Raw genomic sequence first — 25,341 nt, 5'->3', positions numbered from 1 at the left:
CCTCAGTACTCGGCGCCCTTCCGCGCGCGCTGCCCCTCGTCGAACGGGTGTTTCACCTTGCGGACCTCGGTGACCAGGTCCGCGGAATCGAGCAGGTAGTCAGGCGACTCGTGGCCGCCGGTGAGGACCAGTTCGAGCCGATCGGGCTTGTTCTCGACGAGGTCGACGAGGTCGTCGGGGTCGATCAGGTCGCGGTTCGCGGCATACAGCGCCTCGTCGAGGAGCAGCAGGTGGACGCCGTCCTCGGGGTCGCCCTCGAGCGGGAGCGGCGCGTCGAGGTCGGCCGCCCCGGCGGCGTCGACGAGTTCCCTCGTGCGCGCGAGCGCCGCCTCGGCGCGAGCGGCGTGCTCGTCGTCGTCGCTGCCGTCGAGGAAGCCGTGCCAGCCGAAGTGGCCGGTCGTCTCGTAGCTGAACCCCGGGAGCGCGGCGATGGCGTTGTACTCGCCGCGGACGGCCTCGACGCTCGCGGTGCCGCCCTTCATGAACTGGAGCAGGTGGACGCGGTAGCCGTGGCCGACCGCGCGCATCCCGAGGCCGAGGGCGGCGGTCGTCTTCCCCTTGCCGCCGCCCCACCAGGCCTGTACCAGACCGAACTCCTCGGGTCCGGCCGGTTCGACGTCGGCGGCCTCGGGGGTGATCCCCTTTCCGGGCGTGTTCGCGAGGCGGTCGGCGCGATCGTCGTCCTCGGCGCTGCCGTCGCGGTTCGCGCCCTCCGCCGCCCCGTCGCGTTCGCTCATGGTTGTAGCTGTACAGCCAGGGTTTAGTTCCCACCGGTCGGCGTCACCGCCGGCACGCCCCGCCGGGCGACCGACGCCGTGGTCGGCCCGGGCTGCCGTCGGCCCGCACCGGCCGCCGGTTCGGGTCAAACGGGCCTTTGACCCTTCAGAAAGGGTTTAGGGTCCGCTCGTGAGGTCGGGATATGCACCGACGCGCCCTCCTCGCGACGCTCGCCGGCCTCTCGGGCTGTGCCGCACTGCCGCGGGACGGCTCCCGCACGCGGACGACCAACCCCGACCTGCAGGGGACGCCGACGGACGACCCGACCGACACGCCGACCGATACACCCGGCGGCGACCCGTTCGGCGACCGGACGAGCGTCGTCGACCTCGAGACCGTCCGGCGCACGTACGCGCTCTCGCCGACGACCTACCGCACCGACGACGGCGCCGAGGTGGAACTCCGGTTCCTCGGGACGGCCACGGCCGAGCACCCGGCCCGCGTCGAGGCGCGGCTCACGAACGCGAGCCGGTTCGAGAACACGTTCCGCCTGCGGGAGACGCCCCCCTTCGGCCACGACGTATGGAGCCGCAACCCCCGGCGGATGTGGGAGGAGTACGGGTCGGAGTACACGTACCGCGAGTCGCTCGTGCTGGCGCCCACGGAGAACCACGACCTCGTCGAGCGCGCCCCCGAGGTGGCGCGGGACGGCGACGGCCAGTGGCGAGTCACGGAGCAGGGGTCGAGCGACTGGCTCCCCGAGACCGTCAGACTCGACCCGGACGAGTCCGTCTCGGGCGAGTACGCCCTCGTCGGCCACCCGGACGGCGAGGGCCGCGGCCGCCCGGAGGGGATCTACGAGTTCCGGTCGCGCGAGGCCGACCTCCGGGTGACCGTCTGGGACACCGACGAACCGGGGCCGGACCGCGAGTCGCGCTTCGCCGGCCGATCGGTCCCCGACCTCCCGGGCGAGGGGTCGACGGCGTGGTTCCACGAGGCCGACGCGACGACGCCGTCGTTCGTCCGCCCCGCGACCGAGCGCGCGGACCTCCCCGCGGCGTTCGACTTCCACTTCATCAATCGGTCGCAGGAGGGCTCCTCCTGTGGCCACTGGGGCCTGTACAAACTCGTCGACGACGAGTGGTTCCACGTCGCCCCCTGGGCGCAGACGGCCGACTGCCGCTTCGTCCTGTCTGGCGGGGTCGTCGCACACCGCCTCCGGGCGTTCCACGGCGAGTCGGTGCCCTGCGAGGGCGCCAGGAGCGTCGGCTTCCTCGGCGGCGGGACGTACGGCGTCGTCGCGGGCTACGGCCACGACACCGACCGGAGCGGCGCGCTCGTCGAGGTGGAGGCCGACCCGGTCGGACTGGTCCCCACGGGGGACGTCGAGAGCGAGCGCGACGGCGACGTGGTGACCGTCACGGCCCCCCAGTACGGCGACGACGAGCACCCGCCGGACGCGACGCTGACGGTCGAGCGGGTCGACGACGACCCGGACGCCCCCCGCCTCGTCGCCGAGCAGGCCATGAGACGCCCCCTCCTCGGCCTGCGCAACACGCTCGCGTTCCTCGGGGACGACGCGGACCGGGCGGTCCTCCGGGCGGACGAACACGTCGTGGACCGCGCGGTCGGCTACGACGCCGACAGTCGAACGTTCCGCTTCCGGGGCGGCACGTACGAGGCTCGCGCCGAGCACGAGGAGTCGGAGTGAGTCGGGCGGCGGTGGCGGTTTTCGGCGGGGCAGAAGTGGGAATCAGCCGGCAGGCGCGCGGCGGCCGCGCCTCGTGCGCGGCCGAACCGCGCGAGGGACGAGCACCGCAGTGGAGTGAGCGCAGCGAACGGAACGAGGAGCGCAGGAGGCTGGGGAGGGTGAGGCGCTGTGCGGTCGGGTGGGACTGAAAGGGGCCGCGGTTGTCGGCGACGGCGCGACTAGCAAGCACCGCAGCGCGAGCGGAGCGAGCGCGAGGAGCGCAGCAGTCGCACCGAGCCGACAGCCGCGGGGGCTTTCGGGAACTGCTTCACAGCGTGTGGTCCGACTACTCGCGCTCAAAGCGAATCCAACAACGCGTCGAACGCCCCGCTCTCGGGGTGGACGTGACAGTACGTCCCGAGCGTCCGGTGCTCGGTCAGGCCGTCGTGGTCGCCGTCGATGCCGTCCCCGCGGCGCACGTCGAACGCGAACCGGACGTCGGCGGGGGCGTCCAGGCTCGAATAGTGGAACTCGTGGCCGCGGAGCCGACCGCCCGCGGGCGCCGTCAGGGCGTCCTCGCGTGCCTCCAGTTCCACATGGTCGAGCGCCTGGTACCGCTCCCGCATCCGCACGTCCCCCGGCAGCACCCCGGCCATCGCGTGGGTGTCCCCGTCGACGGTCGTGAGCGACTCGGCCAGCGCCATCAGCCCGCCACACTCCCCCAGCACGGGCAGCCCCTCGGCGGCGCGGTCGGCCAGCGTCGCCAGCGCGTCGCTCCCCGCCAACGCCTCGGCGTGGAGTTCGGGGTAGCCGCCGGGGAGGTAGACCGCGTCGCAGTCGGGCAGCGGGTCGTCCGCGACCGGCGAGAACGTCCGAACGGTCGCGCGCTCGCGGAGCCGTTCGACCGTCGCAGGGTAGCGGAACGCGAAGGCGCCGTCGCTCGCGACGGCGACGGTGGCGTCCGTGCGGGGAGAAGCCGGCTTCGACGGGTCGGCGCGAGGCGGCTCCCGGGCGAGCTCGAGGAGCCGATCCGCCTCGACGTGCTCGGCCGCGGCGTCGAGCGCGTCCCCGGGGACCGGTGCCTCCGAGCCCATGTGGAGGCCGAGGTGGCGGTCCGGCACGGCCAGGTCCTCGTCCGGCGGGATCCGGCCGACGTACCCGATGTCGTCCGGGAGCGCCTCGCGGATGCCCCGCTCGTGCCGGCCGCCGTGGCAGCGCTGGAGGAGCACGCCGGCGACGTCGATCTCCCGGCCGGCCCGGGCGGCGAACTCCCGGAACCCCAGCGCCGTCGCGGCGACGCTCTCCATGCCGGCGCTCGCGTCGACGACGAGCACGACCGGGAGCTCGAGCGCCTCGGCGACCATCGCGGTGCTGGAGCCGTCGCCGTCGTACAGGCCCATCACGCCCTCGACGACGCAGACGTCGCCCTCGCCGCGGTGGTAGTTCCGCCGGAGGCCGTCCTCCCTTTCGAGCCAACAGTCGAGCGTCCGCGAGGGGACGCCGGTCACCGCTTCGTGGTGGCCCGGGTCGATGAAGTCCGGCCCGGCCTTCGCCGGCTGGACGGCGTGTCCCTCCGCGGCGAGCGCCCGACAGACCGCGAGCGTGGCGACCGTCTTGCCGACGCCGGACGCGGTGCCCCCGAGGACGACGCCCTTCATCGGGCCTCCACCTCTGCGCCGTCCCCATCGTCCTGGCCGTCCCGCCCGTCCTCGCCGTCACTCGCCGAACCATCGTCCGTCGAACCGTCACCGACGACGCGGTCGTACACGGCGACCAGCCGCTCCCTCGCCGCGGCGAGCGCGTCGGCCTCGTCCGCGAGCGCGAGCGCGCCGCCCATCCCGACGCCCTCCTTCGCCTCGCCCCGGCGGTAGGCGGCCATCGCCGGGTGGTCGTCCGCGAAGCCGGGGTCGGTGACGGTCAGGTCGAGGTCGGCGTCCGCGGCCAGGCTGACGACGTCGGCGGAGTCGTCGTCCGCGACGAACGAGGTCGTCGCGAGCGCCAGCGGGTCGTCGACGCCGGCGTGCCGGAGGAGGAGCCCGGCGGTCGCGAGCTGGGTCCCGCCGGCGAGGGTCACGCCCAGTCCGGCGTCCAGCGCGCCCGCGACGAGGCCGGTCACGCCCGCGAGCGTCGGGTCGCCGAGCAGCCGGATCGCACGGAGCGGGTCGCCCGAGCAGCCGCCCGGGGCGAGGTCGCTGGCGGCGAGCCCCGCGTCCACGACCTCGCGCTTGCGTTCGAGGGGGTTCTCGGGGAACGACGAGGAGACGGCGGGGCGCTCGCCGAGCGCGGCGAGCACGCCCATCGCGGTCGTCGTGCCGCCCGGCACCGTCTCGCCGACGATCAGTCGATCGCCGTGGAGCGCACGGCCCACCTCCCTGGCGCGCTCGACGGTCGACCCCGCGTCGGGGACCGCGACCGGTTCGCGGACGTCGGCGCCCGGCGTCGCGCCGAGGTCGACCGTCGGCGCCGCGGTGGGGCGCGCGAGCCCGCAGTCGAGCACGAGCGTGCGAAGGGGGTCGCCCGCCACTCCCGCGATCTCGCCCCCCGTGGCCCCCCCGCCGAGGGCCTCGAAAGCCGCCCGCGTGACGACGGCCGGCGTCGGGCATCCGGTCGGGCTGACCGGGACGACGGGCGCGCTGACCGTGCGCCCGAACGCGAGCAGTTCCGCGTCCGCGCTCGGCGTGTGAACCCGGAGGTCCGCGTCGGCGCCGGCGGCGCTGATGCCGGGGATCGTGGCGGTGCGCGTCGTGCCCGCCGCGAGCGCGAACGTCGTGCCGCGACTCGAGTACATGCCTTCGGGGTCGGCGGAGCCGAACTTGAATGAACTGGTCGTAGTGAAGGCTGACTTGTGTTCGTCGTCGACGGGGCGTCGGACGCCCGGGTTCGCCCGCGGCCGGCTCGGATGCGGTAACTAACTCGCTTCCAACTCGCCGATAGCTAGTCCGCTCGGGATAATCGGCCCATAACAAAGCCATCCTCTCTCCCCTCTTGCGGTAATGATCGGGATATCCCGACGCTATCTCCCCGGGCCCGGCCGGTCGTTCGGGAGGTCACTCGGCGGCGGCTCCGTCGGTCCTCGGCCGTCCGAGCGCTCGGGTCCGGAGACGGCGGTCCCGTTCGCGGAGGTCGCCGGATGAGCATCGACGTCGAGGAGATGGCCGACGGGGCGTCGTGGAACGAGCTCCTGGCGGGGAGCGATCAGGCGTCGCCGTTCCACCGCTACGAGTTCCTGACGACGTGTGCCGACCACGTCGGCGCGCGGCTCCACCCGTACGTCGGCTACAGGGGGCAGGAACCCGTGGGTCTGTTCCCCGTCTTCGAGATGCGGAAGGGGCCGTTCGCCGCGGCGTTCTCGCCGCCGCCCGACCTGAAGGTCCACTACCTCGGGCCGGTTCCGTTGAACGCCGGGAAGCTGAAGCCGCGCAAGCGCGAGCAGCGCAACCGACGGTTCGTCGAGGCGGTGCTCGGGGCGGTCGACCGCGAGTTCGACCCGCGGTACGTCAACGTCCGGACGAACCCCGCGTACGACGACGAGCGGCCGTTCCTCTGGGCCGGCTACGACGCGACGCCCCGCTACACCTACGTGCTCGACCTGACCGCCGACGAGGGGGACCTGCTGGCGACGTTCAGCAAGAGCCTCCGCAGGACCCTGCGGACGGACGCCGACGGCCTCGAGATATCGCGGGCGGACGCCGGCGAGGTGGAACGGATCATCGAGGAGGCGGCCGCCCTCCACGAGCGGAAGGACGCCGACTACAACGTCACGCCCTCGTTCGTCTCGAGCCTCCTGTCGGAACTCCCTGACGGGGTCGTCCACGCCCACGTCTGCCGATACGAGGGGGAGTTCTGCGGCGGGGAGGTGTCCCTCGAACACGACGGCACCGTGTACGGCTGGCAGTCGGCCGCCGACGTCTCCCTGCCCGTCCCCGTCTACGACCTCATGTACTGGCACGCGTTCCGGGCGGCGAAGGCCCGCGGCTGCACCGCCTACGACCTCCTCGGCGCGAACAACCCGGACCTCTGTACGTACAAGGCCAAGTTCGCGCCCGAACTCCGCAGGTACCAGGCGCTGAACCGGGGAAGCTGGGACATGAAGGCCGCCGCGAAACTGTACAAGCGGCTCCGCTGAGCCGCTCGCGGCCAGCGGCTCTCCCCGGTTGCCTTCGACCCGCGGCGCGGCCACCCGCCGTCGGCCTCGGGCGGCTCAGGTCCGCCGGGAGAGTTATTAATGGAGCGCGAGAAAACTAGTAAAGACTACTCAATATCCGCCGGTCGGTAGCAGCCAGTTTAATACTCGCGCGGCGCCGACCTCCGGTGATGACCGACTCGACGGATCGATCGACCGGGCCGCCCGACGACGCGGAGGCCGGCTCGTCGGCGGGCGAGGGGGGAAGCGACGCCGCCGGGTCGCGGGCGGAGCTAGAGCTCTCGGTGCCGGAGATGGACTGTCCGTCCTGTGCCGGCAAGGTGGAGTCGAGCGTCTCCAAGCTCGACGGCGTCCGGGGGGTCGACCCGCGGCCGACGACCGGCCGACTGCGCGTCACGTACGACCGCGACCGGGCGGACGCCGACGCGGTCGTCGAGCGCGTGGAGGCGGCCGGCTACGAGGTCGTCGCCGACGGCGGCGACGGGACGCTCCGCCTCTCGGTGCCCTCGATGGACTGTGCCTCCTGCGCGGGGACGGTCGGGAACGCCCTCTCGGGCGTCGAGGGCGTCCGCGAGGCCGACACGCTGCCGACGACGGGGACCGTCGTCGTGCGCTACGATCCCGACCGGACCGACGTCGACGACCTCGTCTCGGCCGTCGAGGCGGCCGGCTACGAGGTGACCGGCACCTCCGCCGACGGGGACGAGGAGGCGCCCGACCGCGAGAGCGTCTGGCGGAGCAGGCGCGCGATCGCCACGTGGCTCGCCGCCGGGCTGACCGCGGGCGGGTTCCTGCTGGCGAACCCGCTCACCGGCGCGACGGGGCCGACGGTCGGCGTCGTCGGCGTCGACCTGGTCCTGGGCTACCTGTTCTACCTCGGGGCCGTGGCGCTGGCGGGCGCGACCGTGTTCCGGAACGGCTACTACTCGCTCGTGAACCGCAGCCTCGACATGGACCTGCTGATGAGCGTCGCCATCGCCGGCGCGGTCGCCGTGAGCGTCGGCTTCGCCGAGCCGTTCTACTTCGAGGCCGCGATGCTCGCGACGCTGTTCGGCGTCTCGGAGCTGCTGGAGGAGTACGCCATCGACCGCGCGCGCACCTCGCTCCGGGAGCTGATGGACCTCTCGCCCGACGAAGCGACGGTGCTCCGGGACGGCGAGGAGGTGACCGTCCCGGCCGACGTCGTCGAGGTGGGCGAGACGGTCGTCGTGCGTCCCGGCGAGAAGATCCCCCGCGACGGGGTCGTCCTCGACGGCGCGAGCGCGGTGAACCAGGCGCCGGTGACCGGCGAGAGCGTCCCGGTGGACAAGACCGTCGACGACGGGGTGTTCGCCGGCACCGTCAACGAGGAGGGGTACCTCGAGGTGGAGGTCACCTCCGAGGCCGGGGAGGACACTCTCGCCCGCATCGTCGAACTCGTGGAGGACGCCCAGGCGAACCGGACCGAGCGCGAGCAGTTCGTCGAGCGCTTCGCGGGCTACTACACGCCCGTCGTCGTGACGGCGGCCGTCCTGCTCGCGGTCGTCCCGCCGCTCGCGTTCGGGCTGGGCTGGCAGACGTACGTCGTGTACGGGCTGACGCTCGTCGTGCTCGCGTGTCCGTGTGCGTTCGTCATCTCGACGCCCGTCACGGTCGTCTCCGGGCTCACGAGCGCCGCGCGAAACGGCGTGCTCGTGAAGGGCGGCGACCACCTGGAGGCGATGGGCGAGGTCGACGCGGTGGCGTTCGACAAGACGGGCACGCTGACCCGGGGCGAACTCGCCGTCACCGACGTGATCCCGCTCGGGGACCGGTCGGAGGCCGAGGTGCTGGAGTGTGCCCGCGGGCTGGAGCTCCGCTCCGAGCACCCCATCGGCGACGCCATCGTCGAACACGCCGAGCGGAACGGGTCGGCGACCGGACCGGCGGAGGACGGGTCCCCGGCGCCCGGGGTCGTGGCGGCCGGCGCGTCGGGAGCAGCGGAGACGGCCGACGACCGCGAGATCTCCGGCTTCGAGAGCATCACCGGCAAGGGGGTCGCCGCCGAACTCGACGGCCGCCAGCACTACGCCGGCAAGCCCGGGCTGTTCGAGGAGCTCGGCTTCGACCTCTCGCACGTCCACGCCGCCACCGACGGCGGCGTCGTCACCCGAACCACCCGACGGCTCTGCGAGCGACACGACTGTCTCGACCTGCTGGAGGACACCGTGCCGGCGCTCCAGTCGGAGGGCAAGACGGTCGTGCTGGTGGGGACCGAGGACGAACTCGAGGGGGTCATCGCCGTGGCCGACGAGGTGCGCCCCGAGGCACGGCGGACCGTCGAGCGCCTCCGCGAGGCCGGCGTCGCCACCGCCATGCTCACCGGCGACAACGACCGGACCGCCCGCGCCATCGCCGGGGAGATCGGCGTCGACGAGTACCGCGCCGCGCTGCTCCCCGAGGAGAAGGTCGCGGCCGTCGAGGAGCTGATGGCCGAGCACGGAACCGTGGCGATGGTCGGCGACGGCATCAACGACGCGCCGGCGCTGGCGACCGCGACGGTCGGGGTCGCGATGGGCGCCGCGGGCACCGACACGGCGCTCGAGACCGCCGACATCGCCCTGCTGGCCGACGACCTCACGAAGCTCCCGTACCTGTACGAACTCGCGAACCGCGGGAACGGCATCATCCGGCAGAACGTCTGGACGAGCCTCGCGGCGAAGGCGGCGCTCGCGCTCGCCGTCCCGTTCGGGCTGGTCCCCATCTGGGCGGCCGTACTCGTCGGCGACGCGGGGATGACGACCGCCGTGACGGCGAACGCGATGCGGCTGGCGGGCATCTCGCCCGAGGACCCTGCGGGTCCGGCCGACACGGCGACTCCGGCGGAGGCGACGGAGTCGACCGCCTGAGGTCGGTTCCCGCCGTCGTCACCGTGATAGAATCACCACGAGCGGCGCGAACGCGAGCGCGCCCACCCCGGCGGCCAGCAGCAGCGGCCGGTACCCCCGTCCGACCGCGAGCGTCGCGAACAGCACCGGTCCGAGCGCCCGCCCGAGGAACGTCGTGCTGTTCCGGAGGCTCAGCGCCCCGGCGCGGAACCGCGTCGGGACGGCGTCGCTCACGCCGGCGTCGAGCGAGGGGAGCACCGTCCCCCATCCGGCGCCGAGCACGACCGTCGCGACGACGAGCGCCGGGGCGCTCGGCGCCCATCCGGCGGAGACGAGGCCGACGGCGATGCCGACGAAGCCGGCGGCGACGATGCCGGCGTTCGTGAACCGCCCGGCGAACCTGCCGTTCAGCGCGGACGTGACGACCGAGGCGACCTCCGCCAGCGTCACGACCCCGCCGATGACGACGGGAGAGAGCCCGTAGGTCCCCGCGAGCACGAACGGCACGGCCGTCAGCGCGGAGCCGAACAGCAGCAGTTCGACGAGGAACGCGGACCCATACAGCGCCGTCGCGTCCCGCGCCGGCAGCGCGGACGCGACCCGCCGGAGGTACGCGAGGGTGCGCGTCTCACGCTCGCGCGCCGGTTCGGGTAGCACCCGGTGGGCGAACAGCGCGACCGGGAGGCCGAGGAGGTAGGCGGCGAACGGCGCGTTCCAGGAGATCGACGCCAGCGCCCCGCCGACGAGGGGGTAGACGGCCGCCCCCGCCGAGAGCACCGCGGTGTTCACCCCGAGGACGGTGTTGCGCTGGATCCCCTCGACGGTGTCGGCGATGAGCGTGACGGTCGTGATGAACAGCGCGGCGGCGGCGGTTCCCTGGACGACCCGGACGGCGAGGACGAGTTCGAACCGCGGCCCGAGCGCGATGGACGCGCCGGCGAGGCTGAAGACGAACAGCGACGGGACGAGCACGCGCCGCCGGCCGATCCGGTCCGCGAGCAGTCCGATGAACGGCGAGAGGACGATGCCGGTGAGAAAGTACGTCGAGACGAGCAGGCTCGCCTGCGCGTCCGTGAGCAGGAGGGCGTCCCGGATGGTCGGCAGCGCGGGGCTGATGAGCGGCACCCCGAGCGGCGCCAGCAGCGTGCTCAGGAGGGCGACGCGGACCGTCGGCGACGACCACGGGATCGCCACCGGGAGCCGTCCGGTCCCGTTCTCGGGACTCGACATTCGGGTCGGACGTTCCGGCGGAGCACGGATTGTTAGCACCCGTGTACGGACGGTAGGACGGAGTTGTGCCGGTCACCCCCGGGTCGGACGATGGCCTCGGCCCCGTCCGGCACCACGGTGCTCCATCGGACACGTCGCGGTTCGAGGCCCTCCGGACGAAAGCCACACCCCGGGTACGGGGGCCCGTCTGCCCGGTCGGGTACGGGGGCTCGTCGGTCAGGTGAGGTCGGCCCGTTCGAACCGCCAGTAGCCGACCGCCAGCGGGACCGCGGCCCACGCGAGAAGCACCGCGAAGCCGAACAACTGGACCCGGATGCCGCCGAGGTAGCCGATCGACGGATCGGCGAGGCTTCCGACGAACTCCCGGCCCATCATGAAGTTCCGCATCGGGTTGAGCCGCTGGGCGTAGAGGTACCACGTCGGCCACGTGCTCGGATCGAGTTGGCTGATGCCGGCGGTCGACGCGCTTCCAGTGACCACCAGTGCGACGAGCGGGACGCCGAGGTTCCTCCAGAGCTGGAACGGACCGAAGAACAGGAAGAGGCCGAGCATGCCGGCGATGGCCCGTAGCCGTGAGGGGGCTGCCGCGGAGACGCCGACGGTGACCGCGGTCCAAACGGCGCCGTACGCCACGACGTACGCCGACATCGTCGCGAACAACCTCGCGGGGATAGTTCCGTAGGCCGCGACGACGGCGGCGCCGAGGCCGAGCGTCGCGACGAGCAGCACGACTCCGACCAGCGCCACCCGCCCGAGCACCTTGCCGGCGACGACGTCCCGGCGAGTGACGGGGTGGCCGAACAGCACCCGGAGGCTCCCGGACTCGCGTTCGCCGACGACCGCCCGGTAGGCCGCGATAATCGCGAGCGGAGCCACGAAGTTCTCGAACGCGCCCGGAAGCCACTCGGTGGCGTCGACGGCGCCGTCGATGAACGGGGTGCTCGTCATGCCGTAGAAACTCGGAACCGTCACGAGGAGCAACACCAGCGTGAGCCCCCACAGGAGCTTCGAACGGGCGGCGTCCTCGAACTCCTTCCTCGCGATGGCGAGTGCCGCGGACGTCACGCGTCCACCTCCCGAGCGCGCGCCTCGTTCGTGTACTCGGCGAAGAGGTCCGCCAGATCCGTCTCCTCGACGTCGATGTCGGTCACGGACGCCCCCGCGTCCTCGATGCGCGAGATGACGTCGGCTTTGATGCCGGGATCGGAACAGGCGATCCGCAACGCCCCCTCCTCGACTGCCACGTCGCTGACCCCGTCGGTGACGGTGAGACCGGAGACGTCCGGGACCTCGTCGACCGACACCACCAGAGTTGACGCGGAGCCAGACGTCGAGCGCAGGCCGTCGACCGTGTCCACGGCGAGGAGTTCACCCCGATTCATGATCCCGACCCGGTCACAGACCGCTTCGACCTGGTCCATGAGGTGGCTGGAGAAGAACACGGCTGCGCCGCGGTCCGCCTCCTCCCGGACGAGGTCGCGCAGCACCGTCGCGCCGTTCGGGTCGAGGCCGCCGGATGGCTCGTCGAGGACGAGGAGGTCCGGTTCGCCGACCAGCGCCATCGCCAGCGCGAGCCGCTGGCGCATTCCCTTCGAGAAGCCGCCGACTGCGCGGTCGGCGTCGTCGGCGAGACCGACGCGCGCCAGGACGGCGTCGGGGTCGTCGTCGCTCCCCTCGAGTTCCGTCGCGAACGCGACGTGCCTGCGAGCGGACAGGCGGTCGTAGAGGTCGTACCCCTCCGGAAGGATTCCGACGCGCTCGCGAACGGCTCGTGGGTCGCTTCGGGGGTCGTGGCCGAGGACGCGTATCTCGCCGCCGGTCGGCCGGACGAAGTCCAGCAGCATGTCGATCGTGGTAGACTTGCCGGCGCCGTTCGGGCCGAGGAAGCCGAACACCTCTCCCCGGTCGACTTCCAGGTCCACGTCGCGGACGGCGGCGACGTCCCCGTACCGTTTCGTCAGTCCCTCGGTTCTGATCGCCGTCACGTTCGGACCATCACGTGTCAGTAGTAATACGTTCGGATGTCTCAAAGAACGACGTTAGTTACGGGTTGACGCACCCCGAGCCGGCGACGACGTCGGGGTCTCGCATCCCGATACGCGGCCCCGATCGGTCGACCACCCGGGGCGAACGACAGCGTCGGGGAACGACGAGCGGGACGCCCCGTCGCGCGGTGCTCAGTCCCCGACCGAGATGGTCGCGGGCGGCATCCCGCCCAGCAGCGCGCCGAAGGCCGTCTCGAACCCCTCGTGTCTGGCGGTCTGGGGCCAGACGGTCGGCGTCAGTTCGAGTTCGTCCCCCGCCTCCACCCCGTCGACGACGGCGCCGTAGTGGTACGAGAGGTCGGGGTCGAGCGTCGCCGTCAGTTCGCCGTCGAAGGCGGACTCGCCCCCGCGCGTCAGCGTCGCCTCCAGCGCCATCGCGGGGATCAGCATCCGGTTGTACGGCGTCCGGGCGGAGACGGCGAGGTACGAGTCCTCCTCGTCGATGCCGGCGGGCGGCGAGTCGAGCAGCGTCGCGACGAGCACGGCGTCGTTGCTGGTCGCCTCGCCGAGCACCTCGCCCGGGAGGTCCTCGACCGCGGGCGCGGCCGAGGACGGCAGCATGTCCATCGACGTCGGGTCGACGGCGCCCTCCTCGCCCGCGTTCTCGAGCGTCTCGAACTCGATGTCGTTGACCTCCGACTCGTCGTACTCGAACTCGACGTCGGCGCTCGCCGGTTCCGTGAACTTCCCCCGGAACTCGCCGGTCTTCCGGGTCCCCACCGCGCCGACGTCCGCGCGGACGGTGTAGGTTCCGTCGCCGGGGAGCGGGAAGTTCGCGCCGTAGTGAAAGCCCATCGGCTGGGAGAGCATCGGGTAGATCACCTCCTGGGAGACGAGTTCCTCGCCCTGCAGGATCTCGACGGAGAGCCCGGTCTCGGGGAGGACCTGTCCGGTGTCGGGGTCCCAGACGGCCGTCATCAGGTGGACGGCGTCGTCCTCCTGGATGTCCGTCCGCTCGACCGACTCGCCGTTCACGTTCCAGAAGCGGTGCGGGAACGAGTACGTCACTGCCACCTGGTAGTCGCCGCCGCCCCCCATCCCGGCCATCTCCATCCCCTCGACGTGGCTCGGATGGTAGACGGCGTCGGGGCGGTTCTCGGGCACGGGCGGGACGCCGCCCTGCGAGAGTTCGAAGCCGAGACAGCCCGCGGTCGCGGCCGTCCCGGCGAGTCCGGCGCCCCCGGCGGCCCGGAGGAACGTGCGTCTGTCCATGCACCCGCTTTGCGCCCTCCGGGGAAAGGGGGTTCTGGTACGCCTCTCGAACGTCGGCCGGCGCGGTTCGTGGCCGTCCGGGTCGACTCCCGTCCGGCACGTCCCCTCGCCGACCGCTCGACCCGAACTGGAGCTACGCGTCCGGCCCGGTCACGGTCGTCGAGAGGAGGTCGGCCAGCGGGGCCTCGAACTCGTAGGCGGGCGTCTCGACGCGGATCGGTGAGGACCGCGTGAGCCCCGAGAACTTGAGTTCGAGCAGGTAGCTCCCGTCCGCGTCGATCGGCGCCGCCTCGCGCTGGCCCGACTCGTCGTGCCACGCCCAGGCCATCCCGCCGGCGTGGGCGGGTCCGACCCGCCCGCGGATCTCGTAGGAGGCCGGCTGTCCTTCGACCTCGCTGCCGGCCATCGGGTAGCCGCGCTCGTGCCACTCCCAGAACCCCTCGTCGATGACGTAGACGTCCTCGTAGCCGTTCTCGATGAACGTCGCCGCCCGGAGCGAGGAGAGGTGGTGGGGACACCCGCAGTAGCAGACGATCCGGTCGTCCGCGGGCCAGTCGGCGGTCGGGTCGTTCGACCCCCCGTCCGGCGCGGGGCTGAGCGCCGCGCCGAGGACGCGCGACCGGTCGTACTGGGACCGGCCGCGCGCGTCGACGAACCGGGCCTCGCGGCGGCCGTACCAGTAGTACGCGGCGTCGATCGGCGCGAGCTGGACGGCGGTCCCCTCGACGTCGACCGTCTCGAACCCCTCGACGTCGACGGACTGCTCATCGGGCGTGTCCTCCTGGGTCGGCGGGTAGCCGTCGGCCTCGTTCCCGTTCGACCCGCCGAGACACCCCGAAACGGCGACGGTTCCGGCGAGGCCGGCGGCGCCGGCCGCCCGGAGGAACCTTCGTCTCTCCATGCCGCCCCGTATACGCCTCTGGGGGAAGGCGGTTCTGGTCCGCCTCTCGAAGGGCGTCCCCCCGGCGGCTCCGCCGCCGCGCTCCCGTCGCTCCCCGACCACCCGGTCGCTCGCCGGTTCCTCAGGCCTCCTCGGCCGTCAGCCCCCGCGCGAGGGAGGTGACGAGCGCCTCGCGGACCGCCTCGTAGTAGCCCTCGCCGTACTGCTCGTAGTCCTCACGGTGGAGGACGAGGAGCCCGATCGTCCCCATCACGCCGAGCACCGTCGCCGGGTCGAGGTCCGCCAGCGGGCCGCTCCCCTCCCCCCGGAAGCGCTCGACGAACGGCGTGTACGCGGCCATTCCCTCCGCCCGATACTCCTCCATCCGTTCGGGGGACACGTCGCCGAACAGGTCGCGGTACCCCCCGCTCGCCATCGTCCGCTGGACGAGGACGTTCTCCTCGGCGAACCCGGCGTAGCACCGGAACAGCCGCTCGAGCCCCTCCCGCGGCTCCTCGACCCCCTCGAGTTCGGCCTCGACGCGCGCCTCGAACGCCTCGCTCTCCCGCAGGAACACCTCGAGGTACAGGTCCGCCTTGGAGTCGAAGAAGCGGTAGAAGGTGCTCTTGGCGATGCCGACCGGCTCGGTGACGTCCGCGACGTTCGTCTTCTCCGGGCCGTAGGTGGCCAGCAGTTCCCGCCCCGTCTCGACGAGTTCCTCCCTGATCCGCTCGCGCTCCTCGTCGCTGAACCCGCGCATGGGGACGATTCGGCTCGGGACTCCATAAACGAGACGGTCATCGGTCATGAACTCGTGACCGAAAACGATATGCAGTCACGACCGGAACGGTCGGCCATGGATCCCATCGACGTCGCCGGCCTGACGAAGGAGTACGGGGACGTCCGGGGGGTCGACTCGCTCTCGTTATCGGTCGAGTCGGGCGAGGTGTTCGGCTTCCTCGGCCCGAACGGCGCGGGGAAGACGACGACCATCCGGACGCTGCTGGGCCTCCAGGCGCCGACGGACGGCACCGCCGCGGTGCTCGGCGCGGACGTTCGCGACGAGTCGGCGCTCGTGGCGGCGAAGCGCCGGATCGGGTACCTGCCGGCGAACCCCGCGTTCGACGCGACCGCGACGGGCCGGGAGATCCTCGACCTGCACGGGTCGATCAAGGGCGGCGAGCGGCGCGCGGAGCTGCTGGACCTGTTCGACCCGCCGCTCGACCGGCCGGTCCGGGAGTACTCGACCGGCAACGAGCAGAAACTCGGCATCGTGCAGGCGTTCATGCACGACCCGGAGCTCGTGATCCTCGACGAGCCGACCTCGGGGCTCGACCCGCTGATGCAGCGCCGGTTCGAGGAGTTCGTCCGCGCCGAGCGCGACCGCGGGCGGACGGTGTTCTTCTCCTCGCACGTGCTCGGCGAGGTCCGGCGGGTCTGCGACCGGGTCGGCGTGCTCCGGAACGGTCGCCTCGTCACCGTCGAGAGCGTAGGGGACCTGCTCGACCGGAGCGGGAAGGCGGTCCACGCGCGGGCCGCGGAGGCTATCGTCCCGTCCGACGTCGACTTCGAGGGGACCCACGACGTCGAGGTTCACGACGGCGACGGCGACGCAGTCACCGAACTCTCCTTCACCTACACCGGCGAGGTGAACCGCCTGCTCGCTCGCCTCCACCGGTTCGACCTGGTCGATCTCACCGTCGAGGAAGCTCCCCTGGAGGACGCGTTCATGCGCTTCTACGGCGCGGAGGCCGGCAACGGCGGGGCCGGTGGAGACCGGGTGGCCGACGCCGACGACGCGGGGGACGCCGCGGACCCGGATGCAGTCCCCGCCGAGGGAGGTGGCGCGGATGTTTGAACTCGCGGGGTACGAGGGCCGCAAGCGCGTGAAGGGGTCGGTCGCGCTCGCGGTCGGGATGAGCGCGCTCGTGGCGCTGTACGTCGCGATGTTCCCGTCCGTCTCGTCGTCGGTGGACCTCGACGAGTACGTCCGGGCGTTCCCGCCGGCGCTGCGGGAGGCGTTCGGCGTCGCCACGCTGAGCACCATCGAGGGGTTCCTCGCGACCGAAGTGTACGCGTTCGGCTGGGTGCTCCTGCTGGGGCTCTACTTCGCGTACGCCGCCGCGGGTCTCGTCGCCGGGGACGTCGAGCGGGGCCGGATGGACCTGCTGCTCTCGCTGCCGGTGACCCGCTCTCGCGTCGTCTCCGAGAAGTTCCTGTCGCTCCTCGTCCCGATCGCGGTGCTCAACGCCGTCGTTCCGGTCGCCGTCTACGCTGGGACCGCGCTCGTCGACGACCCGATCTCGATCGCGGATCTCGTCGCCGTCCACGCCCTGTCGGTGCCGTACCTCCTGTCGACCGCGAGCGTGGGGCTGCTCGCCTCGGTCGTCTTCGACCGCGAGAGCGTCGCCCAGCGGGTCGCGCTCGCGGCGCTGTTCGGCCTCTTCCTCGTCGACACCGCCGTCGCCAACACGGACTACGCGTGGCTCGGCGCGCTCGCGCCGATGCGGTACTACGACCCGACGGCCGTGCTCGTGGAGGGGACGTACGACCTCGCGGGCGCGGCCATCCTGCTCGCCTCGACGCTGGTGCTGGTGGGCGTGAGCGAACTGTGGTTCGCCGGGCGCGACGTCCGCTGAACCCGTCATCCGGCGGCGTCGGCGTCGCGCCCGTCGTCGCCGTCGTCGGCGAGGTTGAGCGCGTTCACGAGTCGTCCGAGGATGATCCGCTCGACGATGTCGACGAGCTGGTCGTCCTCGTCCACCTGATCGGCGAAGAGCCCGAGCGGTATCTCCCCGCCCGCCATCTCCCGGTGGCCGCCGGCGCTCCCGACGTCGGCGAACGTCTCCCGGAGGACGTCGCCGATGTGGACGCGGGCGTCCGTCGAACGGCCGCTGAGCTGGACCGTGTCCTCGACGATGCCGAAGACGACCGTCGTCTCGACGCCCTCGAGGGACGCGAGGTAGTCCGCGGCCTGCGGGAGGGCGTCCCGTTCGGTCGTCCGCCCGACGTACGAGACGAGCACCGACCCGCGGACCGTGCGGTTGTCGATGGCGTCGGCGATGGCGTCGATGGTCGCGCCGCTGACCGACGGGTTCGCCAGCTGCCGGAGCAGGTTCAGGTCAGCGTGTTCGTGGAGCGTTCCCCCCGCAGCGTACTCCGCCCGCGTGGCGCCCCGGAGGAACCCCAGCGTCTCCCGCCGGATCGCGAACAGGAGCGCGGTCGCGAGGAGGGGTTCGAACTCGACGTCGAGCGCGTCGAGGTACTCGGTGAGGATGGTCGACGTCGCGCCGATCGCCTCGCGATGATCGACGAATCGGGCGCGGATCCCCTCCGCCTCGTGGTGGTCGATGACGACGTCGACGGGCGTGCCCGCCGGTATCTCGTTGTTCGCCCCGGGGACGGAGTGGTCGACGAGCGCGAGCAGCGAGCCCTCCGGACGGTCGACCACGTCGTCGGGGTCGAACGGCCGGAGATCGATCTCCAGGAGGTTGACGAAGGCGCGGTTCTGCTGGTGGGAGATGGCGCCGCAGTAGAGGATGTGCTGTTCGTCGATCCCCACGTCGGCGGCGATGTGCCCCAGCGCGAGCGCGCTCGCGAGGCAGTCGGGGTCGGGGTTGTTGTGGCAGACGATCCACAGCTCGTCCCCCTCCGCGAGCAGGTCCTGCAGCGTTCGAACCGTCTCCAGTTTCGTCTCCATCGCTACCCCGCGGACGTTCGGTCGCCAGCGGGATAGGTCTGTACCCGGCACGCGTCCGGCGTGGCCCGCGGAGGTCGGGCGTCGAACCTGCAGGCGGCGGTCGGACGACGGACGGCGTCGGTCCCGTCACGCGCTCCCGTCGGGCCGCGGCAGCGCCCGCAGGTTCCGGGGCGGGACGAGGAAGTAGCCACGCCGCCGGACGAAGATGTACTCGAGGATGCCGTTGTTCACCCGCTGGCGGACCGCCGGCGTCGCCTCGGCCGCGTCCGTGCCGTTCATCGCGCGGCGAACCTCCTCGAAGTCGGAGATGCCCCGCTGGAGCGCCGGGAAGTGGAGGCTCGCCTCGTCGTCGTCGGTTGACTCGACGTGCCGGCGGAGCAGCTTTACGTTCCCCTCGTCGTCGCGGTTCGCCCGTGCGGCCTTCTGGGCGTGCCCGACGCGGCCGTGCTCCTTCGCGTCGGCGACCACGTCGAGGACGTCGTCGACGCCGCTGTCGTCGCCGAGGTTCTGGCCCGCGCCCTCGACCAGCCCCTCGGCGGCGTGACCGGGCGAGAACATCTCCGTCACGCGCTGGTCCGGGTCCTGTTCGCCGTACCAGTCGTTCAGGCGCTGGCGCCAGTTCGAGACGGCCTTCGTGGTGCCGCCGGCGAACGGGCCGTCGGGGAGGGTGACGTACGACTCGGTCGCCTGGTTCGCGCGCAGGCCGGCGACGAACCCCATGAACAGCGGCGCGTCCTCGGGGATGGGGTTCGGCTGTGGCACCCCGGCGAGGTCGTCGCCCTCCTCGTGGGGCCTGCCGACCTCCATGAACCCGGTCCGGCGCGACTCGACGGTCACGGCGTCGGTCAGCGCGTCCGGGAACTCCACGTCGTTGGCCGAGCCCCGCTCGCCGGTCAGCGCCTCCTCGGCCGACAGCAGCGCGTCGGGTCGGTCGGAGGCGAGGTGGACGAGCAGGTCCTGCTCGTCGAACGTCGGCGTCTCGAACGGCGCGAGCGGCTCGGGGCGCGGGAGGTCCACGGAGTCCGGGAGCGACCCGTCGTAGCGGCCGAAGTACGCCGGCGAGTAGCCGACCGAGTGGAGCAGCCCCTCCGGTCCCCACGCGAACGCCTCGTCGAGCGGATCGAGCGCGTCCGCGACGGTCGAGCGGGCGTCCGAGCCCGGCGGACCGTCGCCGGGGAGCGAACAGTAGAGGAACGTGTGGTGGCGCGGGAGCTGGTGGTTGCCCGCCTCGTCGGTCCGGAGGAACCCGTTCCACTCGTGCTGGCCGGTCGGGTGCGCGTCGGCGCCGTCGCCGTCAGGGATCGGCTCGTCGGGCCGGAGGCGCTCGACGCACGCCGAAAGGGCGGCCGCGCCGCCGGCGGCCACGGCGGCCTTCGCGAACGCGCGGCGCGAGAGGCCCTCGCCGTCCCCGCCGGTCGAGGGGTCGGGATCCGGCGGCCCGGCGCGGGGGTCCACCCCGTCGCGGTCGGTCATCGGCGGCGGTAGGCGGCCCCCACGAAAGGGGGTTGTGGTGTGCGCGTCGAACGCGCCGCGCACGGGGTCGTCGGAACCGCGGTCCGCGGGGGGTCCGCTCAGGCGAGTAGCCGCGCGAGGCCGACGGCCGCCGAGAACGCCACGAAGCCGAGGAGGAAACCCCCGACGAGGCCGACGGCGTCGGGGCCGGCGGACTCCGTCGCCGGCGGCCCGCTACGATACGGCCCGCCACACCGGTTCGTATCGGACGGTGCGGGACCGCCGGACTGCCACTCGGGCTCGTTCGTCACTCCGTCCCCAGCAGCCCGTCCACGAGCCGGGTGAACCGGTCGAGCATGCGGTCCGGGGCCGAGGGCTCGACCGCCCGGAGGGCGCGCGCGGCCGCCTCGGGGTCCGCGAGTTCGAGGGTGACCCGTCCCCTGCTGTCGCGCCGCTTCCGGACCACGTCGGCGTCGACGAGGCCGTCGAGGTGCCACTCGAGCGTGCTCCGCGCGACGCCGAGGTCCTCGGCCAGCGGGCCGGGCCGGCGGGGGCGCTCCAGCAGTTCGAGGCAGACGTCGCGGGCGGTCTCGCGGCGCAGCAACGCGACGAGGAGGCGCTCGTCGGGGGCGAACCCCGGCGGGAAGTAGTGGGTCCGCCCGGACACCTCCTCGCGCCGGAACCCCCCGTCGGCGGTGAGCCCGCGGAGGTGGTACTGCGCCTGGCCCGGCGCGAGGTCGAGGCGCCGGACGAGTTCGTTGAAGTGGAGTCCGGGGTGACGTCGGAGGTACGCGGCGACGCGCTCGCGGGTCGGGCGGCCGTCCGCGGGGCCGTCGCTCACGACGCCGACCCCCCGGCGGTCCGTGCGTAGTACACGGCGCCGATGACCAGCCCGGCCATCGCGACGTCGAGCGCGTGCTCGCCGAGGTGGTGCGGGCCGTCGCCGATGCCGCCCCACGTCGCGCCGACGGCGAGCGCCGTCCGCGCGAGGAGCGTCCCGAGCGCGAGCGCGACGAGGAGGTACGACCGGGAGCCCCGTCGGAGGAAGGCGGCGAGCCCCAGGCCGAGCAGGATCGCCCCGCCGACGGCCGCGAGTCCGAGCACGAGCGCGTACCACGGGTCGCCGCCGTGGCCCGCGGCGAGGGGGACGGGTCGCATCGCTCCCCCCTCCGCGGCGACGGTACCTCGGGCTTTCGGTTCGACCGCGGCTCAGTAGACCGAGCCGGTCTCCGTCGCCGTCGACCCGTCCGACCTGACCAGGCTCCCGTCGGGGCGGAGCACCCACCAGACGTCGTTGGCGCCCTGCCCCTCCGCGTCGCCGGGCTCCTCGTCCGGGGTGAAGTAGTAGAGCGGCCAGCCGTCCGCGGCCACCTGCGTCGTGCCGTCCTCGCGCTCGAAGGTGGTGAGTTCGGCCGTGACGCCCTCGCCCGCAGTGGGCTCTTCGCCTTCCTCCACCGTCAGCGGCGGCCAGCTCTCCGCACAACCGTCGTAGCACGTGCTCTCGGGTTCGCCCTGCGTGTCCTGGTCGAAGTTGTACAGCGTCATGCCGTCCGGACCGACGAGGATCTCGCCGAGCTCCGGGTGGTCGCTGACCGAGACGGTCGCGGCGTCCATCCCGCCGGGCGTCCCGGTCATCTCCTCGCCCGGCCGCACGGGCGTGCCGTCGGGGCGGAGCACCCACCAGACGTCGTTGGCGCCCTGGCCCTCCACGTCGCCCGGTTCCTCGTCCGGGGTGAAGTAGTAGAGCGGCCAGCCGCCGGCGGAGACCTGCGTCGTGCCGTCCTCGCGCTCGAAGGTGGTGAGTTCGGCCGTGACGCCCTCGCCGGCGGTTGGCTCCTCGCCCTCCTCCACCGTCAGCGGCGGCCAGCTCTCCGCACAGCCGTCGTAGCACGTGCTGGCGGACTCACCCTGCGTGTCCTGGTCGAACATGTACAGCGTCATGTCGTCGGGGCCGACGAGGATCTCGCCGAGCTCCGGGTGGTCGCTGACCGAGACGGTCGCGGCGTCCATCCCGGTGCCGTCGTCGGTCGGCGTGTCGGGGTCCGTTCCCGTCGCGTCGTCGGGCTCGGTCGTGGCGGTCCCGCCGCTGCCGCCGGCACACCCCGCGAGGGGGAGGGTTGCAACGGTCGCTCCGAGCATCGTGCGTCGTGTCAGCGCCATACGCGTCGGGATGCCCGGTCCGCGAAAGAACGTTTTCCGAACTCCGTCCAAAGTTCGTCCGAGGTCCGCGGCGTCCCAGGGGGTTCCCGGGTCAGCGCAGGGTGATGCGGGCCAGCACGACGAGCGCCACGAGCTCCAGCCCGCACAGCATCGTCATCCCGGCCTGCACGTCCGTGCCGGCGTCGACGAACCACCCGACGAACGCCGGGTGGGCCAGGTAGAAGTAGAGCCAGAGGACGTTCTCCACGAGGAGGAACGCCCCCACGACGAGGAACCCCAGGGTGTGGCTGGCGCCGTGCCGCCGGTAGTTGCCGAGCCACACCCACCCCATCACGAGCAGGAGGAGGACGTTCACCCCCGCCGCCGCCCTCGCCACGTCGAGCAAGACGGTCATCGTCGCCTCCGGTGTGCGGAGACCACCCATATAGGTGCTGTCCAAAGTTCCTCCGAAATCATGGGTCCCCCGCACCCCCCGCCTCGTCGCCGGTTCCCCCCGTCCCGTCCTCGGTCCCGCCCGCTTCGTCCCCCGTCCCCGTCGCGCCGTCCCCGACGCCGTCCGGTCCGTCACCCGGTTCCCCGGTCGCGTCGCGGTCGACCGTCTCGACGATCTCCTCGACCGTCCCCCAGTTCGACTTCGCCTGCTCGGTGAACAGGTAGACCGCCCCGTAGTCGCCCCCTGCCCGGCGGACGACGTTGTTCTCGAGCAGGACGTCGAGGTGGTGTCTGACGGTGGTGTAGTCGAGATCGAGCGCGGACGCTAGCTGGTTCGCGTTGCGCGGCCGCGCCTCGATCGCGCGGACGAGGCGTACCCGTGTCGGCCCGCCACGCGAACTCGCGAGCAGGTACCAGAGCACGCCCTCCATTCGGTGACTCTTCTCGCGGAGACGGTTTCACTCCTTCCCAGGGTACGGCCCCGATCGCGTCTCCCGGGCGGGAAGTACCGACGGTTCGCCCCCCGTATCGGATCAAATCACACTCATGTAGGGAGAACAGTCAACGTTTAGTTACCAGTTTGGGCCGCGTGATCGGCCCCCATTCTCGTCCGACGGGAGCGCGTGTCGTCGGCCCCGTCCGCCCGCCGCGGTCGTCCGATATGGGGGCAACGCTCCGGGAACCACCCGGACTCCGCACTCGACCCGTGACGGGATCGGGACGTCGCGACGGCGAACCGGCCGATTGCGCTCCGGACGCCCCGGCACCACTGGACCAGTTCCGTCGACGACACCGGGGAGCGGGTCATCGGGTTCGACGCATCTGGCCGGTTGGGGACGATCGGGTTCGGCGAGCCATTGGACGATCGGGTTCGACGGATCAGAGGGACGATCGGGTTCGACGGATCAGAGGGACGATCGGGTTCGACGGATCAGAGGGACGATCGGGTTCGACGGATCAGAGGGACGATCGGGTTCGACGAGTCGGTCGGAGCACCGGAAGGGGGATTACGTGGTGAACCGTAAACGTAACTGTCCGATGGGATGTATCGCAAAGTTACACGTTCCTGGTCCCCTCCCCGTCTCCGGGTCGGAATCGGACGGGGATCCGGTCGCGACGGTTCGTTCGACGCCGCCGCCCCGTCCGGCTACTGCGGGGCGCTCGTGACCCGTCGGCGCGCGTCGCGGTCCGGTGGATCGGCCGTCAGACCGTGCTCGACTCCAGGTGCATCGCGTTGGCGATGAGTTTCTCGTGGCCGCGGCGGAGACGCTCGGAGAGCGCCTGGTGGGAGACGTCGAACTCGCGGGCGAGCTCCTCCAGGTTCGCCCGCCGCGGGACGGCGTAGTACCCCTCGCGGTACGCGCCGACGATGGTCTGGTACTGGTGTTCGGTGAGGCCGTACCAGCTCCGGCGGAACGAGTTCGACAGCTGCGTGATCTGTTTGATGTCGATGTCGATGTCGTAGTCCTTGCACGACTGGTAGGTCGTCGCGACCGAGTCGTGCTCGGGAAAGAGGATGCGGAAGTGCCAGTCGTTCCCCTTCGTGCGCGCGTCGAGGATGGTCGCGTCCTCCTCCTTCAGGATGTAGAACGGCACCCTGACGTGCATCTCCCACTCCAGTTTCAGGAGGTACTCGCTGTCGAACTCGGTGACGACCTCGACGTTCCGGGTCGCCGGGTCCTCCCCGACCGCCTCGGGGAGCGAGTCGAACGGGTCACCGTCGTCCGCGGTCGCCCACACCAGCGGGAGCACGCCGTCCGAACTGTTCGCGACCACCCGGACGATCTCGAACTCCGCGGACGGCACCTGCCGGAACGTCTCCTCGAGCGCGAACTGCCCGGCCGGCAGGGTGAGTCTGACGATAGTCGTCATGTTGCCTCCGTGGGTTCCCCCCGTCGGGGGATGAGGAGTTCTCCTAACTGTTGAGGTCCGCGCCTGGAACCGGTCGGTCTCCGGTCGGCGGACGAACTGGTCTGCTCCCCCTCGGGCGGCGCTGTCGGAACGGCTCGATCGCGTCGTTCGACGCGGCGTCGGTCTCGTGACATGGTTGGTAGCGTTGTCGTGTTCACGTTTGGTATCGGCACGTCAGATCGCCTCGAACGCGGCCCGGACGTCGGCCCCGAAGGCGTCGCGCTTGCTCCGGTCGTAGAGGGACGCCGCGGGGTGGAACGCGGGGACGATCGTCCGCCCGTCGCGTTCGAACCGCCGCCCGTGGACGTCCGTGATCCCCTCGTCCGTGTCCAGGAGCGCTCGCGTCGCGGTCGTGCCCAGCGGGACGACGACCGCCGGCGACACGGCCCGCAGTTCGGCCTCGAGGACGTCGCGCCAGGCGTCGATCTCGGCCGCCCGCGGCGTCCGGTTCTCGGGCGGGCGGACCTTCACGAGGTTCGTGATGTACACCGACGACCGGTCCACGCCGAGCTCCGAGAGCACCTCGTCCAGCTCCGCGCCGGCCCGGCCGACGAACGGTTCGCCCTCCTCGACCTCCGTGGCGCCGGGTGCCTCGCCCACGAAGGCGACGTCGGCGTCGAGGGAGCCGACCCCCGGGACGAAGCGCGACCGGTCGAACTGTTCGGTCGGAACCTCGTCCAGTTCGTCGGCGAACCGGTCCTCGAACTCGCTCGCGGCCATCACCCTCGACCGTCCCAGTCGGACGTCCCCGCGTGGCGGGTCGTCGGACCGACGCTGTCGCGCCCGCCGGCGTCGCGTCGGGGCGACAGTCGCCACGGGATGCGTCCTCGGCGACCGGAGGCGCCCGCGGGTCGCCGGCGATGCGCGTGCGGTGTGCGCCGTTCTCGGGTCGGCAGGAGCGATGGCACGCTCCCCCGCTTGT

Annotated in this window: 23 protein-coding genes and 1 pseudogene; 5 read left to right on the top strand and 19 right to left on the bottom strand. The window is 72.2% G+C overall.

The features are described from left to right. Positions 1-2 precede the first annotated feature (2 nt). Positions 3-737 carry a cob(I)yrinic acid a,c-diamide adenosyltransferase gene (locus tag HUG12_RS20910; RefSeq protein ID WP_179270830.1) on the bottom strand — a complete coding sequence of 245 codons (735 nt, stop codon included), beginning with the start codon at positions 735-737 and terminating at the stop codon, positions 3-5. Between the two features lie 182 nt (positions 738-919). On the opposite strand from HUG12_RS20910, the gene HUG12_RS20905 reads away from it, so the two are divergent. Continuing rightward, positions 920-2,428: a hypothetical protein gene (locus HUG12_RS20905; RefSeq protein WP_179270829.1), complete on the top strand. Its 1,509-nt coding sequence runs from the start codon at positions 920-922 to the stop codon at positions 2,426-2,428. A 335-nt stretch (positions 2,429-2,763) separates the two neighbouring features. Here HUG12_RS20905 and HUG12_RS20900 read toward each other — a convergent pair whose 3' ends face one another. Next, positions 2,764-4,065 (bottom strand): cobyrinic acid a,c-diamide synthase, encoded by a 1,302-nt coding sequence (locus tag HUG12_RS20900; protein ID WP_179270828.1) that lies wholly within the window; start codon positions 4,063-4,065, stop codon positions 2,764-2,766. After that, the gene (locus HUG12_RS20895) at positions 4,062-5,195 is read right to left on the bottom strand and encodes a nicotinate-nucleotide--dimethylbenzimidazole phosphoribosyltransferase (protein ID WP_179270827.1); all 1,134 of its coding nucleotides are present in this window, start codon (positions 5,193-5,195) and stop codon (positions 4,062-4,064) included. The genes HUG12_RS20900 and HUG12_RS20895 overlap by 4 nt, the downstream gene beginning before the upstream one ends. A gap of 342 nt (positions 5,196-5,537) precedes the next feature. On the opposite strand from HUG12_RS20895, the gene HUG12_RS20890 reads away from it, so the two are divergent. After that, a complete protein-coding gene (locus HUG12_RS20890; protein WP_179270826.1) occupies positions 5,538-6,533 on the top strand; it encodes a GNAT family N-acetyltransferase in 996 nt (331 codons plus the stop codon). Positions 6,534-6,721: 188 nt separating this feature from the next. Continuing rightward, entirely contained in the window at positions 6,722-9,418 is a 2,697-nt protein-coding gene (locus HUG12_RS20885) for a heavy metal translocating P-type ATPase (RefSeq protein WP_179270825.1), read from the top strand. A gap of 18 nt (positions 9,419-9,436) precedes the next feature. On the opposite strand, the gene HUG12_RS20880 is transcribed toward HUG12_RS20885, so the two are convergent. The 6 genes from HUG12_RS20880 to HUG12_RS20855 all read right to left on the bottom strand — a co-directional run bounded on the left by HUG12_RS20880 (position 9,437) and on the right by HUG12_RS20855 (position 15,524). Continuing rightward, complete coding sequence (locus HUG12_RS20880; RefSeq protein WP_179270824.1) at positions 9,437-10,627, bottom strand: MFS transporter; 1,191 nt, start codon at positions 10,625-10,627, stop codon at positions 9,437-9,439. A gap of 216 nt (positions 10,628-10,843) precedes the next feature. Further along, positions 10,844-11,692 (bottom strand): ABC transporter permease subunit, encoded by an 849-nt coding sequence (locus tag HUG12_RS20875; protein WP_179270823.1) that lies wholly within the window; start codon positions 11,690-11,692, stop codon positions 10,844-10,846. Continuing rightward, positions 11,689-12,612, bottom strand: a complete 924-nt coding sequence (locus HUG12_RS20870; RefSeq protein WP_179270822.1) for an ABC transporter ATP-binding protein — start codon at positions 12,610-12,612, stop codon at positions 11,689-11,691. Before HUG12_RS20870 ends, HUG12_RS20875 begins: the two co-directional genes overlap by 4 nt. A gap of 192 nt (positions 12,613-12,804) precedes the next feature. Continuing rightward, a complete protein-coding gene (locus HUG12_RS20865) occupies positions 12,805-13,884 on the bottom strand; it encodes a DUF7350 domain-containing protein (RefSeq protein WP_179270821.1) in 1,080 nt (359 codons plus the stop codon). A gap of 133 nt (positions 13,885-14,017) precedes the next feature. After that, complete coding sequence (locus HUG12_RS20860; RefSeq protein ID WP_179270820.1) at positions 14,018-14,785, bottom strand: rhodanese-like domain-containing protein; 768 nt, start codon at positions 14,783-14,785, stop codon at positions 14,018-14,020. A gap of 121 nt (positions 14,786-14,906) precedes the next feature. Beyond that, complete coding sequence (locus HUG12_RS20855) at positions 14,907-15,524, bottom strand: TetR/AcrR family transcriptional regulator (RefSeq protein WP_179270819.1); 618 nt, start codon at positions 15,522-15,524, stop codon at positions 14,907-14,909. A gap of 96 nt (positions 15,525-15,620) precedes the next feature. Here HUG12_RS20855 and HUG12_RS20850 point away from each other — a divergent pair, with 96 nt between their 5' ends. Beyond that, complete coding sequence (locus tag HUG12_RS20850; protein WP_179270818.1) at positions 15,621-16,622, top strand: ABC transporter ATP-binding protein; 1,002 nt, start codon at positions 15,621-15,623, stop codon at positions 16,620-16,622. Then, the gene (locus tag HUG12_RS20845) at positions 16,615-17,403 is read left to right on the top strand and encodes an ABC transporter permease (protein WP_179270817.1); all 789 of its coding nucleotides are present in this window, start codon (positions 16,615-16,617) and stop codon (positions 17,401-17,403) included. Before HUG12_RS20850 ends, HUG12_RS20845 begins: the two co-directional genes overlap by 8 nt. A gap of 5 nt (positions 17,404-17,408) precedes the next feature. Here HUG12_RS20845 and HUG12_RS20840 read toward each other — a convergent pair whose 3' ends face one another. From HUG12_RS20840 to HUG12_RS20795, 10 genes and pseudogenes are all read right to left on the bottom strand, one after another. Beyond that, positions 17,409-18,464 carry a DHH family phosphoesterase gene (locus HUG12_RS20840; RefSeq protein WP_179270816.1) on the bottom strand — a complete coding sequence of 352 codons (1,056 nt, stop codon included), beginning with the start codon at positions 18,462-18,464 and terminating at the stop codon, positions 17,409-17,411. A 126-nt stretch (positions 18,465-18,590) separates the two neighbouring features. Then, positions 18,591-19,937 carry a Dyp-type peroxidase gene (locus tag HUG12_RS20835; RefSeq protein WP_246308233.1) on the bottom strand — a complete coding sequence of 449 codons (1,347 nt, stop codon included), beginning with the start codon at positions 19,935-19,937 and terminating at the stop codon, positions 18,591-18,593. A 98-nt stretch (positions 19,938-20,035) separates the two neighbouring features. Then, complete coding sequence (locus tag HUG12_RS20830) at positions 20,036-20,227, bottom strand: hypothetical protein (protein ID WP_179270815.1); 192 nt, start codon at positions 20,225-20,227, stop codon at positions 20,036-20,038. Further along, complete coding sequence (locus HUG12_RS20825) at positions 20,224-20,757, bottom strand: winged helix-turn-helix transcriptional regulator (RefSeq protein WP_179270814.1); 534 nt, start codon at positions 20,755-20,757, stop codon at positions 20,224-20,226. The genes HUG12_RS20830 and HUG12_RS20825 overlap by 4 nt, the downstream gene beginning before the upstream one ends. Next, positions 20,754-21,074: a DUF7471 family protein gene (locus HUG12_RS20820; RefSeq protein WP_179270813.1), complete on the bottom strand. Its 321-nt coding sequence runs from the start codon at positions 21,072-21,074 to the stop codon at positions 20,754-20,756. The genes HUG12_RS20825 and HUG12_RS20820 overlap by 4 nt, the downstream gene beginning before the upstream one ends. Before the next feature lie 51 nt (positions 21,075-21,125). Then, the gene (locus HUG12_RS20815) at positions 21,126-22,076 is read right to left on the bottom strand and encodes a hypothetical protein (RefSeq protein ID WP_179270812.1); all 951 of its coding nucleotides are present in this window, start codon (positions 22,074-22,076) and stop codon (positions 21,126-21,128) included. 91 nt (positions 22,077-22,167) lie between these two features. Beyond that, positions 22,168-22,470, bottom strand: a complete 303-nt coding sequence (locus HUG12_RS20810; protein ID WP_179270811.1) for a hypothetical protein — start codon at positions 22,468-22,470, stop codon at positions 22,168-22,170. Between the two features lie 196 nt (positions 22,471-22,666). Then, positions 22,667-22,939: pseudogene (locus HUG12_RS20805) on the bottom strand (winged helix-turn-helix domain-containing protein); the annotation flags it as partial. Between the two features lie 772 nt (positions 22,940-23,711). Then, positions 23,712-24,380 (bottom strand): helix-turn-helix domain-containing protein, encoded by a 669-nt coding sequence (locus HUG12_RS20800; RefSeq protein ID WP_179270809.1) that lies wholly within the window; start codon positions 24,378-24,380, stop codon positions 23,712-23,714. 213 nt (positions 24,381-24,593) lie between these two features. Then, positions 24,594-25,139: a uracil-DNA glycosylase gene (locus HUG12_RS20795; protein ID WP_179270808.1), complete on the bottom strand. Its 546-nt coding sequence runs from the start codon at positions 25,137-25,139 to the stop codon at positions 24,594-24,596. Positions 25,140-25,341 lie beyond the last annotated feature (202 nt).

The organism is Halorarum salinum (assembly GCF_013402875.1).
Lineage (GTDB): Archaea > Halobacteriota > Halobacteria > Halobacteriales > Haloferacaceae > Halorarum > Halorarum salinum.
This window is presented reverse-complemented; position numbering and strand designations above follow the sequence as displayed.